At 55.9% G+C, this 17,740-nt stretch carries 25 protein-coding genes; 12 read left to right on the forward strand and 13 right to left on the reverse strand.

Features of this window, described 5'->3' with window-relative positions; all coding sequences use genetic code 11:
* Positions 1–363 precede the first annotated feature (363 nt).
* From dapD to KCG46_RS00375, 4 genes are all read left to right on the forward strand, one after another.
* Positions 364–1,200 (forward strand): 2,3,4,5-tetrahydropyridine-2,6-dicarboxylate N-succinyltransferase, encoded by an 837-nt coding sequence (dapD, locus tag KCG46_RS00360; RefSeq protein ID WP_218403398.1) that lies wholly within the window; start codon positions 364–366, stop codon positions 1,198–1,200.
* A gap of 61 nt (positions 1,201–1,261) precedes the next feature.
* Positions 1,262–1,414: a hypothetical protein gene (locus tag KCG46_RS00365; protein ID WP_218403399.1), complete on the forward strand. Its 153-nt coding sequence runs from the start codon at positions 1,262–1,264 to the stop codon at positions 1,412–1,414.
* A gap of 64 nt (positions 1,415–1,478) precedes the next feature.
* Positions 1,479–1,706, forward strand: a complete 228-nt coding sequence (locus tag KCG46_RS00370) for a hypervirulence associated TUDOR domain-containing protein (protein WP_218405202.1) — start codon at positions 1,479–1,481, stop codon at positions 1,704–1,706.
* Positions 1,706–1,897, forward strand: a complete 192-nt coding sequence (locus tag KCG46_RS00375; protein ID WP_218403400.1) for a DUF3008 family protein — start codon at positions 1,706–1,708, stop codon at positions 1,895–1,897. The genes KCG46_RS00370 and KCG46_RS00375 overlap by 1 nt, the downstream gene beginning before the upstream one ends.
* Positions 1,898–1,912: 15 nt before the next feature.
* Here KCG46_RS00375 and KCG46_RS00380 read toward each other — a convergent pair whose 3' ends face one another.
* Positions 1,913–3,226, reverse strand: a complete 1,314-nt coding sequence (locus KCG46_RS00380) for a dipeptidase (RefSeq protein ID WP_218403401.1) — start codon at positions 3,224–3,226, stop codon at positions 1,913–1,915.
* Between the two features lie 44 nt (positions 3,227–3,270).
* Here KCG46_RS00380 and KCG46_RS00385 point away from each other — a divergent pair, with 44 nt between their 5' ends.
* Positions 3,271–3,726 (forward strand): cupin domain-containing protein, encoded by a 456-nt coding sequence (locus tag KCG46_RS00385; protein WP_218403402.1) that lies wholly within the window; start codon positions 3,271–3,273, stop codon positions 3,724–3,726.
* Positions 3,723–4,127 (forward strand): DoxX family protein, encoded by a 405-nt coding sequence (locus KCG46_RS00390; RefSeq protein ID WP_218403403.1) that lies wholly within the window; start codon positions 3,723–3,725, stop codon positions 4,125–4,127. Before KCG46_RS00385 ends, KCG46_RS00390 begins: the two co-directional genes overlap by 4 nt.
* A gap of 76 nt (positions 4,128–4,203) precedes the next feature.
* Here the strand turns inward: KCG46_RS00390 and KCG46_RS00395 are convergent, their stop codons facing one another.
* Both KCG46_RS00395 and KCG46_RS00400 read right to left on the reverse strand, forming a co-directional pair.
* Positions 4,204–4,452, reverse strand: coding sequence for an SWIB/MDM2 domain-containing protein (locus KCG46_RS00395; protein ID WP_218403404.1), 249 nt, complete (start codon positions 4,450–4,452; stop codon positions 4,204–4,206).
* Positions 4,453–4,479: 27 nt separating this feature from the next.
* The gene (locus KCG46_RS00400) at positions 4,480–5,073 is read right to left on the reverse strand and encodes a YbhB/YbcL family Raf kinase inhibitor-like protein (RefSeq protein WP_218403405.1); all 594 of its coding nucleotides are present in this window, start codon (positions 5,071–5,073) and stop codon (positions 4,480–4,482) included.
* 258 nt (positions 5,074–5,331) lie between these two features.
* Here KCG46_RS00400 and KCG46_RS00405 point away from each other — a divergent pair, with 258 nt between their 5' ends.
* Positions 5,332–6,810, forward strand: coding sequence for a S41 family peptidase (locus KCG46_RS00405; protein WP_218403406.1), 1,479 nt, complete (start codon positions 5,332–5,334; stop codon positions 6,808–6,810).
* Between the two features lie 3 nt (positions 6,811–6,813).
* On the opposite strand, the gene KCG46_RS00410 is transcribed toward KCG46_RS00405, so the two are convergent.
* The 5 genes from KCG46_RS00410 to KCG46_RS00430 form a co-directional block, all read right to left on the reverse strand.
* Positions 6,814–7,212: a response regulator gene (locus tag KCG46_RS00410; protein ID WP_218403407.1), complete on the reverse strand. Its 399-nt coding sequence runs from the start codon at positions 7,210–7,212 to the stop codon at positions 6,814–6,816.
* The gene (locus KCG46_RS00415; protein ID WP_369410141.1) at positions 7,209–8,294 is read right to left on the reverse strand and encodes a PAS domain-containing protein; all 1,086 of its coding nucleotides are present in this window, start codon (positions 8,292–8,294) and stop codon (positions 7,209–7,211) included. The genes KCG46_RS00410 and KCG46_RS00415 overlap by 4 nt, the downstream gene beginning before the upstream one ends.
* A 236-nt stretch (positions 8,295–8,530) precedes the next feature.
* A complete protein-coding gene (locus KCG46_RS00420; RefSeq protein ID WP_218403409.1) occupies positions 8,531–8,917 on the reverse strand; it encodes a hypothetical protein in 387 nt (128 codons plus the stop codon).
* Positions 8,914–9,378, reverse strand: a complete 465-nt coding sequence (locus KCG46_RS00425) for a COG3650 family protein (protein WP_218403410.1) — start codon at positions 9,376–9,378, stop codon at positions 8,914–8,916. The genes KCG46_RS00420 and KCG46_RS00425 overlap by 4 nt, the downstream gene beginning before the upstream one ends.
* 85 nt (positions 9,379–9,463) lie before the next feature.
* On the reverse strand, positions 9,464–10,054 hold the full coding sequence (locus tag KCG46_RS00430) for a fasciclin domain-containing protein (protein ID WP_218403411.1): 591 nt from the start codon (positions 10,052–10,054) through the stop codon (positions 9,464–9,466).
* 222 nt (positions 10,055–10,276) lie between these two features.
* Between KCG46_RS00430 and KCG46_RS00435 the strand changes: the two genes are divergently transcribed.
* From KCG46_RS00435 to KCG46_RS00450, 4 genes are all read left to right on the forward strand, one after another.
* Positions 10,277–11,512 carry an FAD-binding domain-containing protein gene (locus tag KCG46_RS00435; RefSeq protein WP_218403412.1) on the forward strand — a complete coding sequence of 412 codons (1,236 nt, stop codon included), beginning with the start codon at positions 10,277–10,279 and terminating at the stop codon, positions 11,510–11,512.
* Positions 11,513–11,687: 175 nt separating this feature from the next.
* Positions 11,688–12,005 (forward strand): hypothetical protein, encoded by a 318-nt coding sequence (locus tag KCG46_RS00440; RefSeq protein ID WP_218403413.1) that lies wholly within the window; start codon positions 11,688–11,690, stop codon positions 12,003–12,005.
* Between the two features lie 65 nt (positions 12,006–12,070).
* Positions 12,071–13,051, forward strand: coding sequence for a patatin-like phospholipase family protein (locus KCG46_RS00445; RefSeq protein WP_218403414.1), 981 nt, complete (start codon positions 12,071–12,073; stop codon positions 13,049–13,051).
* Positions 13,052–13,089: 38 nt separating this feature from the next.
* Complete coding sequence (locus tag KCG46_RS00450) at positions 13,090–13,671, forward strand: lipocalin family protein (RefSeq protein WP_218403415.1); 582 nt, start codon at positions 13,090–13,092, stop codon at positions 13,669–13,671.
* Positions 13,672–13,677: 6 nt separating this feature from the next.
* Here the strand turns inward: KCG46_RS00450 and KCG46_RS00455 are convergent, their stop codons facing one another.
* The 3 genes from KCG46_RS00455 to KCG46_RS00465 form a co-directional block, all read right to left on the reverse strand.
* The gene (locus KCG46_RS00455) at positions 13,678–14,031 is read right to left on the reverse strand and encodes an HPF/RaiA family ribosome-associated protein (protein WP_255551687.1); all 354 of its coding nucleotides are present in this window, start codon (positions 14,029–14,031) and stop codon (positions 13,678–13,680) included.
* Positions 14,032–14,117: 86 nt separating this feature from the next.
* Positions 14,118–14,336 (reverse strand): hypothetical protein, encoded by a 219-nt coding sequence (locus KCG46_RS00460; RefSeq protein WP_369410142.1) that lies wholly within the window; start codon positions 14,334–14,336, stop codon positions 14,118–14,120.
* Between the two features lie 79 nt (positions 14,337–14,415).
* Positions 14,416–14,628 (reverse strand): cold-shock protein, encoded by a 213-nt coding sequence (locus KCG46_RS00465; protein ID WP_218403416.1) that lies wholly within the window; start codon positions 14,626–14,628, stop codon positions 14,416–14,418.
* A 260-nt stretch (positions 14,629–14,888) separates the two neighbouring features.
* On the opposite strand from KCG46_RS00465, the gene KCG46_RS00470 reads away from it, so the two are divergent.
* Positions 14,889–15,344, forward strand: a complete 456-nt coding sequence (locus KCG46_RS00470; RefSeq protein ID WP_218403417.1) for a YaiI/YqxD family protein — start codon at positions 14,889–14,891, stop codon at positions 15,342–15,344.
* Between the two features lie 402 nt (positions 15,345–15,746).
* Here KCG46_RS00470 and KCG46_RS00475 read toward each other — a convergent pair whose 3' ends face one another.
* Both KCG46_RS00475 and KCG46_RS00480 read right to left on the reverse strand, forming a co-directional pair.
* A complete protein-coding gene (locus KCG46_RS00475) occupies positions 15,747–16,289 on the reverse strand; it encodes a hypothetical protein (RefSeq protein ID WP_218403418.1) in 543 nt (180 codons plus the stop codon).
* A gap of 45 nt (positions 16,290–16,334) precedes the next feature.
* Positions 16,335–17,285, reverse strand: coding sequence for a hypothetical protein (locus KCG46_RS00480; protein ID WP_218403419.1), 951 nt, complete (start codon positions 17,283–17,285; stop codon positions 16,335–16,337).
* Between the last annotated feature and the right edge of the window lie 455 nt (positions 17,286–17,740).

Below are 17,740 nucleotides of genomic sequence, written 5' to 3' on the forward strand. Positions count from 1 at the left end.
GGCGGTGGAGGGGGCGGCGGTGGTGGTGGCGGAGGAACCGAGGAAATCGGAGATCCAGACGCGCCGCCCCCGCCGCAAGCGCTCAACGCAATGCAGGCCGTGGCAGCAACAGCCGCCCTGCCGACAACTGTCCAATTCACAGGTGATTTGGGATTTCTTGCAGGCAACACTGTTCCTGCTTGGGACTTTGGCATGAATACAACCTCTCTCGAAATCCCCCTAGACCTCAAACACTACGCGATGCTTAAGCGGAAAGACAAGTCCGCATTTTCAGCTACCGTGTTGTTAGTAATCAGCTTGTGACATTGACGCTGCGCGGCTAGCAGCACTCGACACTCAATACTTTGAACCGCCCGAGGAACTATGACCGAGACACTGATCGCCGATATCGAAACCGCATGGGAAAACCGCGCGGAGATCACACCGGGCAGCGAAGTTCGCCATGCGGTGAGCGAAGCGCTGGGCATGCTCGACAACGGAACAGCCCGTGTTGCGGAACCTGATGGTCAAGGCGGTTGGCGCGTGAATCAATGGCTCAAGAAAGCCGTACTGCTTTCCTTCCGCCTAAGAGACAATGGCGTGATGGAAGGTGCTTCTGCTGGTGAAGCGGCCTTTGACAAAGTGCCGAACAAATTTGCCGGATGGGGCGACAACCGGTTCCGCGAAGCCGGTTTCCGTGTTGTACCAGGTGCGGTTGCGCGCCGGGGCAGCTTTATCGGTAAAGGCGTTGTTTTGATGCCCAGTTTTGTCAATATCGGAGCGTTCGTTGATGAAGGCACCATGGTTGATACCTGGGCGACAGTCGGCTCGTGCGCTCAAATCGGCAAGAACGTCCACATTTCAGGCGGTGCCGGTATTGGCGGCGTGCTTGAGCCGCTACAGGCAGAGCCGGTCATCATTGGCGATGGCGCATTTGTTGGCGCACGCAGCGAAGTTGCCGAAGGCGTCCGCGTTGGCGAAGGCGCTGTGCTTTCAATGGGCGTCTATCTCGGTGCTTCGACGAAGATCGTCGACCGCGCTACCGGCGAAATTCATATGGGCGAAGTTCCGCCGTATGCAGTGGTCGTTCCCGGCTCGCTCCCCGGCAAACCGCTTCCTGACGGAACGCCGGGCCCATCGCTGTATTGCGCCGTGATTGTCAAAACCGTCGATGCGCAAACCCGATCAAAAACCGGAATTAATGAACTGCTGCGCGATTAATCTGGAACGAGGCTTTGTAGCCGCCGTTGGGTAGGCTACACTGGAACTTACGGAGGGCAAAATGGCCGACAATAACGAAGAAATTCACATCGAAGACGACGACGCACGCGCAGCCCACACTACGGGACACATGCGTTATGTGCTCGGCATCGGCCTGTTGATCGCGATCATCGCGATGAGCGCTATTTGGATTGTCCCGGCGATTTGGGGATGATGTTTTACCGGGAACAATAGTGACGCCAACATCATTATCTCCTGCATATACGCAGGAGATAATGATGAGCAATTCCAACAGTTTCCAAACCAACAAGCACGTCAAATGGAGCTGGGGCAACGGCGAAGCCAAAGGCCAAATCGCTGAGCGGTTCGAACGCGAAGTAACCCGAACGCTGCAGGGTTCCGAAGTTACCCGCAATGGTGATGCGGACAATCCGGCCTATCTGATCAAGCAAAGTGATGGCGACGAAGTGCTGAAGCTCGGAAGCGAGCTAGAAGCCCAGAACTGATGCCGAAAGCCAAAAGCAAAGCGCAGCAAAAGGCTGCGGGTGCTGCGCTATCAGCAAAACGCGAGGAGATCGCTGAGGCTGATCTTCAGGGTGCGTCAGTCGAAATGTTCGAAAGCATGAGCGAAGAGGAGTTAGAGGAAATAGCCTCTACCTCCCATGATGATCTGACCGAAACAGCGGAGGACAACTGACGCAGTTCAGCCAGATCAATCACCAGCAGGAAGAAGCGTCTCAATCGGCGGCTGATCCGCTACGCGTGATGCGTATTGCTCTGCCTCGCGTAGGACGCGGATCGCGTTTCGATTGGAGATTAGCTCGAGCTCAACCTGCGAATACCCGCGCCGCGCAAGTTCGGTGAAGAGCGCAGGATATCCGCTTACGTCCTCCATCCCGACAGGACCGGTGGGCATGCCATCATAGTCCGCTCCGATGCCGATATATTCGACACCGGCGACCGCTTTAATGTGGTCGATATGATCAGCCATATGGCTGATCATGGTTTGCGGTTCAGGGTTGGCCTCATCCCATGCGAGGATCGCTGTTTCCCAGACATCGGGTTGACCGCCGTAGAGCGATTTCTGCCGGGCGATCTCCGCTTCGCGTGTCGCATACCATTGGCGGCGATCATCATTCAGGAAGCCTGGCAGGCCAACAACCATAACGATGCCGCCGTTTTGCGGCAGTCGCGCCAGCACGCTGTCTGGTACATTGCGAGCATGTCCATTGATGGCACGCGCGCCGGAATGGCTAAAAATGACCGGCGCCTGTGCCACATCTAAAGTGTCCATCATCGCATCTTCACTGACATGGCTCAGATCAACCAGCATGCCTATCCGGTTCATTTCGCGGATCACATCCTTGCCGAAATCATTCAACCCGCCATGTTCCGGCTCATCCGTAGCGCTGTCCGCCCAGGGCGTATTGCGCGAATGGGTGATGGTCATATAGCGCGCGCCAAGCGCGTACATTTGACGCAAGACAGCGAGGCTCGACCCGATCGAATGGCCGCCTTCCATGCCGAGCAAAGAGGCCACTTTGCCGTTCGCCATTGCGCTTTCAACCTGATCGGCATTCTCTGCATAGCTTAGACTATCGGGATAGCGGGCGATCAGGCGTTTCATCACGTCAATCTGCTCCATCGTCATCTGCACTGCCTCAGGCTCGCTGATGCTCGTAGGCACATAAACCGACCAATATTGCGCTCCGACTTTGCCTTCTGTCAGTCGCGCCAGATCGGTGTGCATCACGCGGCCTTGCGGATGGGCTTCACCGGTCGCCAGCGTGTCCTCAAAATCGAAATCGTTGATCTGGTTGTCAAACCGCGAGCGCAGCTGGATCGGAACATCATTGTGCCCATCAAACACTGGCGCAGCATCCAATGCAGCATTGGCAAGATTGCGCGCCATTTGAGTCTCTGCATCAACGCTGCCGTCATCATCCGGCATGGATGTGTCTTGGGCCAAAGCCGGGAAAGCGAGGCACACCGCAATAGCGGCGAGGGAAAGAGCGCGGTATGGCATTGTAAATAATACTCCCGTTGAGTGGGACACAGAAGGACAGAAACGTGGCCAATAGCAATAGCGCGGACGCATTGATCGAACAATTGCAGCTTGAACCACATCCAGAGGGCGGATGGTACCGCGAAACGTGGCGCGGCGAAAATGATGATGACGGTCGCGCGCGAGGCACCGCGATCCTGTTCTTGCTCAAAGCGCATGAAAGCTCGCATTGGCACCGCGTCGATGCCGATGAAATGTGGCTGTGGCAGGCAGGCGATCCGTTGGAATTGCGCATCGCAGAAAATGACGCCGGTCCAGTTCGGACTATTACCTTGAGCGATGACATAGCAGCTGGCCATTCCCTTCAAGGTCTCGTTCCGACAGATGCATGGCAAGCCGCCCGTCCCAGCTTGCCGAGCGGTATCATGCACGGATTTACCCTTGTCTCTTGCGTTGTCGTACCGGGATTCGACTTTGCCGGCTTTGAGCTTGCAGAAACGGGGTGGGAACCGGGCGAATGATGCCAAGACTTAAGATAGCGCTGCGTGTGATCCTTGCCCTGTTCTATGGTTATGCTGGATACGTTCACTTCATCAGGCCGGAGCCGTTTCTGGCGATCACACCGGACTGGGTGCCGTATCCGTCAGCGGTTGTGTGGTGGACAGGCATAGCCGAAATTGCAGGCGCGATTGGATTGCTTCAGCCGTTTTCAAAGCAATTGCGTCAGGCAGCGGGCATTGGCCTTGCGCTGTACGCGCTGTGCGTTTGGCCAGCCAATATCAACCATTTCATGATGGATATGGGACGCGCCGATGGCGGGTTGGGATTGGGATATCACGTGCCACGCATGATCGCGCAGCCGATAATCATCTGGCTGGCGCTATGGGTTGGCGGCGTGGTCGGCGCAAAGCAACAGCCCTAAGAGCCCATAAAAACAGCGGCGCAAACCCCGTGGGGCTGCGCCGCTGGATCTAATCATCTCTTTCGAGACGCTGTTCTTACGTGAGGTGCTTAGACACCGCAGCAGTCATCTTGAACATCGAGATCTGGTCTTTGCCGATCACTGCGCCAAGTTTGTCATCCGGGTTGATCTGGCGACGATCCTTCGAGTCCTGAAGGTCCTTGCCTTTGATGTATTCCCAAACCTTCGAGGTTACCTGAGCGCGTGTCATCGGGCCTTTGCCGACTACGTTCTCTAGTTCGCTTGAAAGTGTCACTGGTTTCTGCAGTGCGTTGGTCTTAGCCATGGTATTTCTCCCTTTTATAATGGCGTCTTAGTCAAGTTCTTCATCTTCCCATGCCGTCCCGTCATCGGCTTTTACACCGGTGAATGGAGCCGTCAGAACCGCGCAACCTGTGACGGTGCCTTTCAGCGTCGCCATCAGATCATCGCGGCTCGCGCCGGGCATAAGAGTGAGCGGAAGGTCGGTAGCGAACAGCTGAAACACGTAATTGCGTGTTTCGCCGACCGGTGGGTCGGGCAGCAGCCATTCGGAATTTCCAAGGTGGTTTTTACCAGCGCGCGGCGGCACTTCGCCTTCGAGCAGCTTGCCGCGTTGTCCTTTAAGACCCCAGACAAGCCAGTGGCACTGCGGGCTGTCACCTGCCGTGGTCGCGTCTTCGACAATAAGCACCAGCTCCTGTGAGCCGGGAGGAGGAGCAGTCCACTCCAATGGCGGAGCAACTGCATCTTCTTCTTTAGCGGTAAAGCACGGGTCAAGTTCTTCGCCAGCGTTAAACGCAGGGCTCGAAAGCGCGAAGCCTCCGCGCCCAAACGAACGCTTGTCCCCCAGCGTCGCGATTGCGAGGCCTGGATGGCGCGCTGCCGCAGGCAGGCCAGATGCAAGCCAGTCGGGAAGGTCAGTCATGATTCTGTCTTTCCATATCTCTTTAGCTAGTAGGATACTGGGCAGTAAACGAGCCGTACGGGCGGAAATTGCGCTGCTTTCTGAGGAAAACTCGTCAAATCACGCCGAATTGCATACAATTTTGCTGAATTTTACCTCCTGAGCCCGGTCGCGAAGAGCGATCAGCCTTGCAGAGAAGGTAAGAGCATTGCATGCTCCAAGCTCCTCGGAGGACGTTTTCTTAGCCCCTACTCGTTTTTCTACCCGGAGTCGCACCCCATGAATATTGGCCGCACAGCCCTTTCTGCAACCCTCGCATTTTCACTTGCTGCTTGCGGCGGTGGCGGCAGCTCACCTCCCGCAACGGGCGGCGGTGCAACACCCACCCCGACACCAACAACAGCCGGATGTTCGCTCACCGAGCAACTCGATTTTGCCGATGCTGTTCTGAACGAATGGTATCTGTTCCCGAGCCTGCTCGACAATTCTGTAAGCCGCGCCGGCATCACCGATGTTCAGACTTATCTTAACGCGCGCGTCGCACCCGCCCGCGCGCAAGATCGCGACAAAGGCTTCACCTTTGCAACATCGATTGCGGAGGAGAACGAACTGATCAATTCTGGCGCCAGCGCCGGGTTCGGCATCCGGTTGGCATATGACACGGTCAACAACCGCGTCTTCCTGCTTGAGGCGTTCGAGAACGGGAATGGTTTCGCCGCGGGAATGGACCGCGGAACAGAGTTGCTGGAAATTGGCGAAAGCAGCGGCAGTCTTGTGACGGTCTCCTCGCTTATGGCTGCAGGCGGACCTCAATCCGTGATCAACGCGCTTGGCCCGTCTGATCCGGGTGTTTCACGCGTGATCCGTTTCGCGCAGGTTGGCGGCAACGTCGTCGAGCAGACAATCACCAAATCAAGCTTCTCGCTGAACCCTATTTCAGACCGCTACGGCGCGCTCGTTCTGGATGATAGCGGCAAGAAAGTCGGCTATCTCAATTTCCGTACCTTTATTGTCGGCACATCGGATCGCCAACTCGCCGATGTGTTTCAGAACTTCAGCGATGAAGGCATCACCGAATTCATCATCGATTTCCGCTACAATGGCGGCGGTCTGGTTCGCATCGCTGACATAATGGGCGATTTCCTACGGGGTGCAAACACCGGTCAGGTCTTTAGCGAAACAGTTTTGCGGCCCAGCAAATCGAATGAGAACTCGACCGAGTTTTTTGAAAGCACCGGCGGCTTCTTTAATCCAGCAACCGGCGGATTGGGCGCTCAGGAGGCACTTCCTTCGGTCAACCCGATCAAGATCGCATTTATCGGACGGGCAGGCACAGCATCCGCGAGCGAGCTCGTGATGAATTCTATGATCCCGTATGTCGCGCCAGCCAATCTCGCGCTGATCGGTGCCAACACATCAGGTAAACCGGTTGGTCAGTTCGGATTTGATCTGGACGCATGCGATCTGCGCATTCGCGCTGTTACGTTCCAGACCAACAACGCCGACGGTCGCGGCGAATACTTCAGCGGGATGGCTGGCGAAATGCCCAATACGTGCCGCGCCAGCGATGACATCTTTGCACCGCTAGGCGATGCGTCGGAAGCTTCCGTTGCAACCGCTCTCGATTTCCTTGCAGGGCGGACATGCACCGCGATCAGCGGCGGTACGGGGCAAAGCACTCAAAGCGTGGGCGGGCGCGAAATCCTGCAACCCGAGCGCCCTAACGCCGCGCAGTTCGACATTCCCGGATTGTTCTAAAACCTATTCGGCAGCGAGGCGGACTTCGTTCGTTTCGTTGCCGGCTACACATGCGATAGCCGCACCGATAACTTTTTCAGCTGATGCAGGCTTCGCGATCAAGGGCGCGTCGAGCGTCCGGATAAGCTCATCATGCCGGTCGAGGTCGCCCGAATGCAGTATAAAGGGAATGCCGCGTCGGCGCAGCGCATCTGCAATTGGGAAACAGGTCTCCCCTCTGCCCAGCGATACATCCAGAACCGCAACGTCAATCTCTTCGTTCGTTTCTTCAAGGATCGCAAGCGCGCGCGCGCAGGTTGACGCGCAATGCACGGTGCAATCACGATCTCCGGCAGCAAACTCCAGATCCATCAGGATCAATGGTTCATCTTCGACAAGGAGGAGACGATAAGTCTGCGTCATGCCTCGTCTCGTCTCGGCAACTTCACGGTCACCACCAGCCCCGTGTCGCGCCATTCGCGAGTGATCGAACCGCGGCCGCCGGAAAGCAACCGGTCGACGATTGTCGTGCCCGTACCCGCCTCGATGGCTTCGCTATCGACCTGAGGGCCGCCGCGCTCTTCCCATGTGATGGTAAGTGCGTTGTCGGTTTCGTCGACGTACCAGTTGACGGTGACCATGCCCGCTTCGCTCGCCCATGCGCCGTACTTGGTCGCATTTGCGGCGAGCTCATGCAGAATCAAACCAATGATAGAGATCGTCGTGAATGGCGTTCGCACGCCATTTCCAACCATCTTCAAGCGCTCCTCATCACGATCATATGGAGAAAGGACCGCGCGAATTGCTTCGCTGATCTGGATGCTCCCGCTGGATGCATCATCCAACGTCGTCTCGTAGGCGCGGCCTAGCGCCTGAATGCGCGAATTGATCTCCGCTGCTTCTCCCTGAATTCCGCGAACGCGGCCTGTCACATTCACGATGCCGGAGATCACAGCGAACATGTTCTTCATGCGGTGTGAAAGCTCGCGCGCCATTTCCTTGGCGTGCTGCTCCTCTGCACGCGCGGCACGCACGTCAGAGACATCCCACTGGCTTCCGAAGAAGTACACCAACTCGCCCTTGTCATTGTAGATCGGGCCAAGATGTAGCGCGTTCCAAAATGTCGTGCCGTTCTTGCGGTAATTGAGCAGTTCCACAACAACGACATCTTCGTCGGCGATAGCCTTCCGCATCCGCGCCACTGGCTCCGGATCGGTGTTCGGCCCTTGCAGGAAACGGCAATTTCTTCCGAGAATTTCACTCTCGGAATAGCCGGTCAGCTGGCGAAAAGCGCGGTTGGCAAAGACAATAGGTAAGTCCTTCGCGTGCGGGTCGCACAAACAGATCGCCATGCGCGTTTGCGCCATCGCCTGTTCAAACAGCACTCCGGATGCGCCGGAAAACCGGTCGCTCGCATTGCCTGACTTAAATCTATCGGGGGCGTCATCGAACCGCATAGCCGCCTGGTTAGGCCGCTGTGGCTCGCGCTCGTCATCAGTATTCACAAATCCTACTTTCCCGTTCTTCGCGCCTGCAAGTTAAGGAGGGGGTAAGACGCAAGAACGGCTGTTGTCCGTCGCTATGATAACGAAGATCAAAGCGCAGCGTTCCGAGGGTGCGCTGTGTTTAGACTGGTTGCACCGCATGACAGGCAGCCTGCTGTTAAGAATAATGAGCAATTCCAGTGCGCTGACGCGGCAACGAGATCACAGCTCGCTTTAAATAAAATTGCGAAGCCGCTTCAAACCTCGCCCGAGCGGCCCAAAAAAAGAAACGCAAGAAAACCGAGTGCGAAGACTGCGTCGAGCGAAAGGATAACAATACTCAGCGCTCCCCCGTCACCGCCAAGCACGGTGGGAAGCATCAAGCCGACCACACCCAGCTTTCCGATCACCCCGGCCCATAAGACCTTGGCATAACGCTGTGGGTCGCGTGCAACGAGCGCGTAAATCACCCCGAAACAGAACACCAAAAGCCCGATGATCCGTTCATCGATGCTTGGCACCGGCGCTAACATTCCAGCCAAGCCAATCAGGAAGTTGAACAGCGCCGCAGCCCAGAAAAATATGCGCCAGAACGATCCGATCTCAGTGCCACCGACGGGCGCGCCCAACCTGCCTTCGCTCATAGAGCAGATACCCCTTCGACAGGCTCATCACTCGTGTAACCGCACCCGAATAAGGTCCGCTCACCCAAGGTCACTGTGGCAGTGTATGGATACACGGCATCGCTCATCGTATCGCTGCATTCGCCCGGTGTGAGCGCGACTTGCATGGTCTCATCATTCAGTTCACCGGAAAACCCCAGCCCGTTGTTACCGGCAAAGCGAGTAACAATAATTGCGGTGCCATCACTGTTTTCAGGAGTGGTGTAGTGTGCCTTGTATCCCATGCCCTCTGAGGTGATTTCAATTCCCCAGAACGGCTCATTGCCAACCATATTGATCGTAGCCTCGGGGCTGATCCCCTCAAACACTGCTCCGCCATCATCAATGCTGTCGCCGCTCGAACAAGCAGCCAAGACGGCGCACGAAAGAATGGAGACGGGCAGTGTACTTAAAAGGCGGCGCGAAAAGGGTTTGTTTTCCATGGCAATCATCTAACGCGGCAACCCCGCAAACGCAAAAGGCGGACCCGATTGGGCCCGCCTTCGCGTATTCAATATGTCAGCAGAATTATGCTGGCATCAGTACCGTGTCGATCACATGGATCAGACCGTTCGATGCTTCGACATCGGTTGCTGTCACAGTCGAAGTTCCGCCTGCGGCATCGGTCAGAATGACCGCGCCATCAACTACGGTTGCCGTGAGCGTGCCGCCGTTCACGGTGGTCACTGTGTAGCCAGCTTCGCCAGCTTCTTCGATTGCGGCAGTCAGAGTGGCTGCGTCAACCGATCCTGCGACGACGTGGTACGTCAGGATGCTGCCGAGTGTTTCGGTGTCATTTGTGGTGAGTTCGGTCAGCGTCTCTGCAGGAATCTTCGCAAATGCCTCGTCAGTTGGCGCGAACACGGTGAACGGTCCTTCACCCGATAGTGTTTCGCCAAGACCGGCAGCGGTCACCGCTGCGACGAGGGTCGAGAATGTCTCGTCGCCCTGTGCGACTTCGACGATTGTTCCTGCTGCGGTCGCTTCGTCAGCAACTGCGGTATCATCAGCAGTCATCGCGTCGTCAGCGGTCATCGCATCGTCGCCGGCAGCTTCCGGTGAGCACGCCGCGAGTGAGAGGGCGATAGTCGATGCGAGGGTAATGTTGAGCTTCTTCATGGTAAATCCTTGAATTTGCGTGTAAGTTCTGTGTGTGAGCAGTGGTAGGGAACCACGGGCATTGCCGAACTGCATTGCCATGCTCTTCATAAGTACGAACGGACCGGCAGTATGGATGTTCCGAAATTTATGTCACAGCCCCGTAATTAAATTTCCCAGCAAAGCGGATAAAGCAATAGAGCGCGGCGAGGAACCTGACGCCCGAAGTCCAGTTTAGAAGGCATGACATTCTCTCCGACCCGCAATGCAGCGCTGACGCGCTTAAACGAGTTTCTGCCGCTGGCAGGCTCACACTACACAAGCAACCGGAACTACGATGATGGTGTTCCCAGAGAAGAAGCCCGGCGTAACGTCTCGCAGCTTTCACCGTGGCTCCATGCTGGGGTCATCTCTGAAAAAGAAGTGCTCGAAGCGGTCCTTGCTAAACACAGTCTGGATGAAGCCGATCAATTCATCGCCGAGGTTTTCTGGCGGGTCTATTTCAAGGGATACTTGGAACAGCGCCCATCGATTTGGCTAGCGTTCTGCAAACAACGCACCGCAGCCCTAGGCGATCTAGAGCGCAATGCCGGTCTGCAAACCGCTTATCTCGAAGCAGTCGAAGGCCGCACCGGCATCGAAGCGTTTAACCACTGGGCCCACGAGCTGGTTGAAACCGGCTACCTCCACAATCATGCGCGGATGTGGTTCGCAAGCATCTGGATATTTACGCTAAAGCTCGACTGGACGCTTGGCGCAGACTTTTTTCTGCGGCACCTGATCGATGCCGACGCAGCGTCAAATACACTTAGCTGGCGCTGGGTCGGCGGCTTGCACACAAAGGGCAAAACCTACCTCGCCCGCGCTGACAACATAGCGCGGTACACCGCGAACCAATCCGGCGGTCCCCTTAGCGCGGATCGATTGGCGGAAGAAGCCGATGCACTCGTCGAGATGGAAGAGCACAATCGCTCCGTTCCGGACCTGCCTGCTCCGCTTAAAATTGATCAGATAACGCAGCCATACGCTCTGATCCTACACGATGAAGCGGCGAGCCATGTGTATTTGAACCTGCCCTGGCCTCCTGCCGTTGTCATCGCCGCCGCGCGCCCAAGTGAGCGGTCTCCCTGTCCCGTGGGCTCACCGGCGGAAGCGTTTGCACGCGGCGCAGTACAAACGGGTGCAGAAGCCGCTTCAAAAGCATTCGATTGCGAAGTCGTGAATTGGACCAACGATAACGATCTCGCGTCAATTCTGCACGAAGCCGGGCTGGAACACGTGTTGCTGCCCTATTTGCCAACCGGATGGACCAAGGATGCCTTGCGACCTCAATTGCAGCCGATGCTTACCAATGGTCATGCAATCGAAATTCTTGATGATTTGTCCCGCGCTACATGGCCGTGGGCAAAAGCAGGTTTCTTTGGGATCAAAAAGAAGATCGGACCTATTCTGTCCGAACTTGGCATCATAGGTCATTGATCGCGTATATCTTAATAGATTCCGGACAAGTATCATGTGTTGCTTTTCCAGAGTATCGAAACGCGCCATTCCCTCTGGTCAAAATGACTGTTCTACGGCAGTAATCGCATCTTGATCTTGGTCCCCACTGACCAGGGTCTGTTTTTTACCAAGGGGGGGAAAACTTATGTGGAATATGAAAAGCGCAGACGGCGAAACTTCAATCGGCGTTTCGGCAAGCGGCACCGGTGAAATGGCGGGCACATTGGTGTTTCAGCAAGTCGCATACGAAGTAAAAGGCGAATGGGCAGCCGCAGGCAGCGTACCTGGCCGCGATTATTCCGCTTTCTATCTGGGTGGCGGCAACTCGAAATCGGCACCGGAATTCATCGCCGCAGCTGGGACAATGAAAGGCTCCGGGTCTTCGCCGGAATCGATCACTCTCAACCTGATCCGCACGGACTCGCACACTGGTTACCAGTACGGTTGGGATGGCGAACTGCAGCCTGAGTAAGGCCGCTAGGCAAGCGGCAAAGCCCGCCTGTCACTTTCGCGAATTGAAAATTTAGGAGAGCAAATATGGCAGGCGGTCTTGCACTAGCGTTGAGCGGAGGCGGCGCACACGGTGCCTTCCAAGTCGGCGTAATTGACGAACTGATCGAGAAACGCGGCGTGGATTTTGAAACTGTGGTTGGCACCTCAACCGGCGCAATTCAGGCCGCGGGTGTGGCACAGAACGAAGTGGGCCGCCTGCTTGACTTGTGGAACGGTATCCGCGGCAATGATGATGTTTATCGCAGCCGAGGCGGTGAGATTTGGGCGGCGATCACTGGTAAGGATTCAATGTTCAGCACGGGGCCACTGCGCGAATTGTTGAACTCGACATTTGACGATGCGAAAATCCGGGCGACTGGCAAGAACTTGCGATTGGCTGTCGCGAACCTCACCAACGGTCAGCTGAGAATTGTGGGTGAGAACACAGACAATATCGCAGATTGGGTTTACGCCAGCGCGGCCCAGCCCCCTGCATTCCCGCCGTTTGTAACACAAGACGAGAACGGCCAGCTTGAGCAATGGGTCGACGGCGGTCTTCGCGATGTCACGCCATTCCGTGCGGCTTTGCGGGAAAAACCGCGCGCGATTTTGGCGGTACGCGCAGAAGGGCCAAAGGCAACTGAGCCAAAAGAATATAACAGCCTGATCAAGATAGGCCTCAGATCGGTGGACCTGCTGACCGAGGAGGTCGCTGACAATGATCTGGGCAATGTTGAGTTGATCAACCACCTCTTGAAGGCAGAAATCGCGCAGCGCGGAAAGCTGGAGGCTCTTGGCCTGGAGCCGGCTCAAATTGCACAGGTCATGGAGCCGCTCAGTTCACAAATCGAGCGCTATAACTTTGTTCCAACCATGGTCCTGCGGCCGCCGACCAACCTTCACAAAACTCTTGAATTCGTGCCCGAACTGATCGCGCAAAATATCGAACGCGGACGTCAGGCTGTGCGTGATAACTGGGAAGAGCTCGGACCGTTCCTGGGTGTGACCGAGGCGACCACCGACTAGCTGCGGAACAATGGTGCAGTGACAGCCGTTATTATTACATGACTATCCCAAAACGCTTCGCAGCAGCATTATTCGCTTGCACCTCAATCGGGTTGGCTGCCTGTGTCGGAACGCCGGGACCGGTCGGCAACCTAGCTGTGCCGGAACCAGCAAAACCTGTCCTGCTCCCCGCCTATCTTGGCACGTGGTATGAATATGGCCGGTACGAAGCGCCATTCCAGAAAGGCTGCGAAGGGGTCACCGCCGAGTACTCTCTGCGCGAGACATCCGGCGATTCAAAAATCCGCGTGGTTAACTCATGCTACAAAGACGGTCTTGATGGTGAGTTTGATCAGTCGACCGGCAAGGCAAAGATCGTCGAAGGCACCGGCGGCGCCAAGCTAAAGGTCAGCTTCTTCGGCCCTTTCTACGGTGATTACTGGGTTCTCGATCGCGGCGAGCCAGATGAAGACGGCCAGTATCCTTGGTCAATCGTTGGCGAACCAAGCGGCCGTTATCTCTGGATGCTTACCCGCGAACCGCGCCCATCTGCTGAACGACGTGCAGCATTGGAAGCGCGGGTTCGCGAGCTTGGATATGATTGGGAACTGGTGCGGCTAACGCAGCAACCAGAGCCCTAATCGCGATTACATCACCTTGTCAGGGCGCGGCTCGTGCTTGTGTTTCTCGCCTTTGCCAAAGATCCGCTCGAGCCGCTGAGCCATAGTGTTGGCCGCTTTGCGAGCGGCAGAATCCACATCAGATGCATGCTCGGTAACACCGATCGGTTTGCCGCCGCGCGGGCGCGCTTCGATCAGGCAAGTCTTGTCATCTGCACCGCCCTTGCGGCCATTCTCATCTGACACATGCACTTCGACACGGGTCAAACGTTCCTCAAAGCGGGCAAGCTTGTGGCGCACTTGATTCTCGATCCGCTCGGCGACATTATCAGTGCCCATAACCGAGCTGTCGGAATTGAACTGGAACTGCATATCGGACATCGGGGTCTCCTCTTAAATTACTCTCTCAGGCGTTAGGGAACGCCTGAAGTGTATATGGGGAGTATCTGCCCGATTGGGAGTGCAAATTATTCCTGTGCGAGCGCTTCGGCTGCACGTTTCGCCGCACGCTCTTCTTCGGCTTTGGCGCGGTCGGTTGCGACACGCTGAGCCTGATTGGCAAGCGCACGCCACGTTTTCTCCGAACGAAGCTCGCGGTCGCGTACGTTATCGAGAGTTGCTTCTTCTGCCTTGGCCGCAGCTTCATCAGCGCGGTCGCGGTAAAATTCATATGTCTGGGCCATCATTGGCTCCTGCTGGAGTGGAGGGAATGGCGGGGGTAGAAAGCGGGTGCGACAGCAATCTGCCACACCCGCAAATTCCAGATTAGTCAGCAGCCGACAGGTTTACGGCGCTCTCTTTACCATTGCGTCCGATTTCGACGTCAAAGTTGAGGCGCTGCTCTTTGTCGAGGCTCTGCATACCAGCAGCCTGAACGGCAGTGATGTGAACGAAGCTATCGTTCGAGCCATCGTCAGGCTGGATAAAGCCATAGCCTTTGTCGGTGTTGAAGAATTTAACTGTGCCAGTCTTGGCCATGATGAGTTCCTTTCAAGAACTAGTATTCCACCGGGCAAATTACCCGTGGGTCGTGCTTCAAATCGTTCAGGAAAAGGAAGTCGTCGTCCGGTTTACGCCGGGGGCCTGAAAGACCAAACGGCGGAGCGCAAATTTCGAAGTCCGTCGCAAATTCCGACGTCAGCTCTGCCTCACTAGCATGATTGTGCGTATCTACCTAATTTTGTTTCGTTCCCATAATATTTGGCCTCCTACGCAAAGTCCCGCTACGCCTGTATTCCATGACTGTTTCTATCCTCATCGATGCCGATGCCTGCCCTGTCAAGGACGAGGTGTACCGCGTGGCTGACCGGTTCAAGGCAGAGGTCCGCGTGGTCAGCAACAGCGCGTTCCGCATTCCTGATAATCCTCGGATCAAGCGCGTCGTAGTCGATGATGGGTTCGATGCAGCCGATGATTGGATCGCGGAGAATGCCGATGCGAAAAGCGTGGTCATCACCGCCGACATCCTGCTGGCAGACCGTTGCATCAAAGCCGGGGCAACTGTGCTCGCGCATAACGGCAAACCGTTCGATGCGGCCGGCATAGGCGGCGCGGTCGCAACCCGCGCCATTATGGAGGATCTGCGCGCAGGTATGGACGGCATTGGCGGAGGCCCGCCGCCGTTCAGCAAGGCGGACCGTTCGCGGTTTCTGCAAGAGCTCGATCGGGTGATGAACAGGTTGAAAAACACATGACACTTTCTGCAACATGTCACCCGTGTCCTACAGGCACGAAACCCTAGAGTTCTGCCATTTCGCACCCATTTTTCGCGTGTAGGCACCACATGACAACTGTCCAACAAAGCGCCGCTTAATCGTACAGCTCAAGTCGAACCCGAAAGGGTTCGCAAGCGCGACCGCGCGCCCGCAGCGCCGAAGGCGCGAGGAAATCGCGCGCCGGATGGCGTGCGCAAAACGAAAACACCCACACATGACAACTGTCCAACAAAGCGGAGCTTGACCCCAAAGCGCGAACCGGAACCGCCGGTTCCGCAAGGGCGACTGCCCGCCGCGGCTTATGCCGCGTAGCCAAGCGGGCAGGATGGCCCGCGCCCGGCGCGTGAGGGCGCAAACAAAAAACACCCAACAAAGCGCCGCTTAATCCTCAACCTCCTCTTCCCCCTCATCATCATAAAACGCCTCATATTCGAGGCGGCCTTCCTCGTCCCAAGTCTCCGGTCCGTGTTCGACGCGTTCGACCAGAGCGCCGAAATCTTGCGGGCCGTATCCAAAGGCGGGATGGTTGGATCGCGGGCGCGGCGGGCCTAGCCGCTCGCGCATGGCGAGCAACGACACGGTAAGCCGCTCATTATAGCTGCGCGATGTGTGGATCAGCTCCCCCTGATAGAAATGCGGAACTTCAACGCCGTGCAGCGCCCGCTCCAAAGCGGCCTCTGCCAAAGCATCAAAGCGGCAGTGCAACGCCGCATGCCAAGCCAGATCAAAAGGCTCGCCCTTAAGCCGCGCCCGCAAAGCATAGGCAGACTGACGAGACATCCCGACAGCGCGCGCGGCCTGCGTAACGGAATGCGTAGAGGCCAGCGCGGTAAGAAAAGCGGATTGGCGCTCAGGCGTCCAATGCGGCGCGGCGCTGGCAGGGATGATGGATGTGGCGAGGTGTGTTTCGGATGGTTTTGTCATCCGGGATTATAGGGCAGGTTTTGGCGGAGTAGGAAAGGTTGCGACTTAGCTTGGCATCTTCTGGAGTGCTTGCACTGGACTGAACGCTTTCGTCCGCTTGAAGCTCATGTTGTGATTAAAATTCGCCATTGAGTCGGAGGGATCAATTCCCGACAAGTTAAGACTGGTAAAGGTAGGTCGAACAAATTGAACTGATAGAATGGGTGTGTCGGCCATATGACCGGTAACTGAGTCCAACATCGACGCTGTACAAGTTACAAAAACCTCATTGCGCGGGAGAACGCTAAATAAGTCCCCAGCGACCTTCAATGCGACGCTGCAAACGTAGTCCTGATATAATTCATTGCGCTCGCCTATTGGCATCTTCGTTTCTGAAAGCTTACCGCTTTGTAACTGCTTGCGCCGATATGTAGGGACAACATCATCGCTATGGACATAAGCGACCGCATGAAGGAACTGATCGGAAATTGAGAACTCAAGCCGCGTTCCAACCAATCCATCATCATTCCAAGAACTCATTTCGCTGATAACGTCCCGTTCCGCAGACGCATCGCCAGCGAGAAGCCTCGTGGCTAACTCTCTATCAATTTGCCAATCGAGATGCTCTTGCTCGTACCGCTTTATTCTGTTTCTAGATTCAATTTCATCGGAGATTTTTGCGTCTTCGACGGCACTTACAAGCTTCATTCGACGCTTTTCTGAGCCGCCGACTAGGAAATCGAAAAACTTTGGTTTGAAGCTATCGAGAGCTGCCGCTGCCTCTTCTTCATTCAAACTAAGCCGCTTTGGCTCGACTGGTTCACGCTGATCTCTCAGCGACTGCCAATCCACATCGTCAGTCGGGTCAACGTGCAACGAAACGATATCTCTGAGATGTTCACACCATTCAGCAACCGCGTCACTTGCATCAGCAATCATCATCGCCTTCTGCTCGGCTTTCCACTGGCGTTCAGCCTCTCGATTGGCACGACGTGATGCCGCTTCCATCGCTCTCAAGGTGCCCCTCCACCCCATCTTGATCTCCTTATTTGTCCGGCAGTGGATCGGTTCGTGCGGGACATGCCTCAGCTTGCACGGAAATCACGGCCAAAAGCATCACACTCGCTGCAATGAGCGCCTTGTTCAGCGGCGTCTGTTTGCAAGAATGCATTTCAATGGAGAAACTAAACCTCAAATTTTGACCACACGGATCGCCGATTGAGCGTTTCCCGGATTTTTCGATGTTATATGTAGAACATCATCTACTCGATAGTATGATTTGCTTCGCCTGACATATTCACCTCGCCTAGGAAGGTCTTCGAAGTACCATTTACCCTGATGATAGTCTTTCTTGAAGTTTGGGCCTTCAAATACATCAAGCTGCATAAATCTCTCCACTAAAAACCAAAGTGTACATAGCTATCCTAGGCAGGTAAATCGAACTTCTCATCTTTCTCACTATAAACACAGCG

It is taken from the genome of Erythrobacter crassostreae (assembly GCF_019204045.1).
Lineage (GTDB): Bacteria > Pseudomonadota > Alphaproteobacteria > Sphingomonadales > Sphingomonadaceae > Erythrobacter > Erythrobacter crassostreae.